We start from the raw sequence: 1940 nt of genomic DNA, 5'->3' as shown, positions 1-1940 counted from the left end.
GGTTTAGGAATTATTTCGGACTGCCAGACAATAGCCGAAGCATGTCATACGTCTATGACTATGTGCTGCATAGTTTATACAAATGGCTGAACCGACGCAGCGGAAGGCGAAGTTATAACTGGAGTAATTTCAAGAAGATGTTAGGATATTTCAATATTGTGCAGCCGAAAGTCAGCAAGCGATTTGTGGTTGTTGATTGGTATTAGGGTCGTGTTTTACACGAGTGAACGTATAACTGAAGAGCCGGATGCGGTAGTTCCGCACGTCCGGATCTGTGTGGGGTCGGTCTGGTAACAGGCCGCTCTACCACGATTGTACTTGAGTGAAAAAGGAACTCTGCAAATGCAGACTTCCTTTCTTAAAAACTATTTGTTACATGCTTCTATCGCAAAGTGTAAAGCGATGTATTCTTTACCATACTTCCTTAGTAATAAGGAGCTTTTAGAGCTATATGTTCCCTGTTTTGCTTTGTCAGTAAAACAGGTATAAATTCCTAGGTCTACTGATTTTTTAACTTCAATAGAATAAAACCACTCATCGTCTTCCATAATGATTTTATTTTCTGTAAATAGTGGGGTAGCAACGGTATCAAATTCGGAGAAGTGCTTTTCATTATCTGTACGTGCTGGCATTAGAGAGCTTCGAAAAGTAGTAACATCAAGGTGGTTATATATATCTATTAGAGGGAACACTGTGGCATGTGCACCAATTGAAGAGAGTAAACAAATAACGGATAGTAAAAATCTCATAACAATTCCTTGATTAATTTTGCTTCTTTGTATCTTCTTGTTGGGTAGACGTCTTGGAAATCCATCAAATTTTCATACATGTCTGCCCAATTTTGTGTAATGGATTGTTTCCAAAATCCTTTTGTTCTGCGTTCTAAGTTTCCATATTGATATGCTACTGAGGCGATAACTGTCTGCGCTTGTTTTGGTAGACATTTAAACTTGATCGAGCTTTTACTGCCATATCTATCAATTAATTGTGATGTGGCGAGTTTTTTTGTAGTAGTATAAATTTTTTCTGCTTCCTCTTTACTGATTATAAGAGGGTTTTCCTTCAAAAAATTGACAGCAGCTTGCTTTTTACGCCCAAGGTAAGGTGTTAATTTGTCTACCAACTTTTTGTTTAACGACAAAGTTTCTAGATCATGAATGTTACGGGCACCTAAGTCAAATCCAACAGAAATTGTTACGCCACTTTGATTTGCTTCTGGATCAGGTGCATACCCTTTAAGCATCATTCCGCCTTCAAGAGACGATATGAAGTCATAGTCAATTTTAACTGTACAAGACTTGGTCTTCCCGCAGTTACTACATGGAGTTAGGGCCTTTTTCCTTGTTTGAACTTCGCTGCTGCCTTGTACCGGCTTTAAAATGACCTGGTCACCAACATTAATGAGATGCTCACGCCCTTTATACTGTGGATTGATCTGAACTATTTCAGAAAGTGTTAATCCATTGTTCTGGGCTATTTGAGATAGAGAGTCCCCTTTAACTACAGTATGCGACTGAGTTTGCAAGGATGAAGGTGTTGTTGGTGTACTACTATTTAGCTGAGCTTGCTGTTTATTGTAGTTAGCTACCGCTTCATTATACGAGTTACCGAAACCACCTGATGTTGGAGAGCTCCAATAAGCCGACGTTCCCCCCTGTGTCAGGATAGTTGTCACTGTCAAAAATCAATCAATTTAGAGGGGCGGAAACAGAGGAAATATGTCTCGTTATTCGCAAGAAAGAAAAGAAGCTATCTTGAGAAAGTTGTTACCACCGTTGTCTCGCTCTGTCGCTGAGATAGCAAAAGAAGAAGGCATCAGTGAGGCAACGCTGTATTATTGGCGAAAACAACTTCGACAATCAGGAGCCGTTGTGCCAGATAGTAATACGAGTTCAGAACAGTGGTCAGCGTGGTCAGCGCAAACCAAGCTGGCGATTGTC

Annotated in this window: 4 protein-coding genes; 2 read left to right on the top strand and 2 right to left on the bottom strand. The window is 40.1% G+C overall.

What is annotated here, in order from left to right:
- A partial coding sequence (locus L4D12_RS25290; RefSeq protein ID WP_428450577.1) for a hypothetical protein occupies positions 1–206 on the top strand: 206 nt, incomplete at its 5' end.
- A gap of 159 nt (positions 207–365) precedes the next feature.
- Here the strand turns inward: L4D12_RS25290 and L4D12_RS25285 are convergent.
- Both L4D12_RS25285 and L4D12_RS25280 read right to left on the bottom strand, forming a co-directional pair.
- Positions 366–749, bottom strand: coding sequence for a hypothetical protein (locus tag L4D12_RS25285; RefSeq protein ID WP_428450576.1), 384 nt, complete (start codon positions 747–749; stop codon positions 366–368).
- Positions 746–1675, bottom strand: a complete 930-nt coding sequence (locus L4D12_RS25280; RefSeq protein ID WP_428450575.1) for a pesticin C-terminus-like muramidase — start codon at positions 1673–1675, stop codon at positions 746–748. Before L4D12_RS25280 ends, L4D12_RS25285 begins: the two co-directional genes overlap by 4 nt.
- A 43-nt stretch (positions 1676–1718) precedes the next feature.
- On the opposite strand from L4D12_RS25280, the gene L4D12_RS25275 reads away from it, so the two are divergent.
- A partial coding sequence (locus L4D12_RS25275; RefSeq protein WP_428450574.1) for a transposase occupies positions 1719–1940 on the top strand: 222 nt, incomplete at its 3' end.

Source organism: Photobacterium nomapromontoriensis, from assembly GCF_050336815.1.
In the GTDB taxonomy this organism is placed as follows: Bacteria; Pseudomonadota; Gammaproteobacteria; order Enterobacterales; family Vibrionaceae; genus Photobacterium; species Photobacterium nomapromontoriensis.
Note: the sequence above shows the minus strand (reverse complement) of the source record. Positions and strands in the feature narration are given on the sequence as shown.

Excerpts from the sequence above, each read along its gene's own strand:
- L4D12_RS25285 (WP_428450576.1), bottom strand. The coding sequence starts at position 749 with ATGAGATTTTTACTATCCGTTATTTGTTTACTCTCTTCAATTGGTGCA.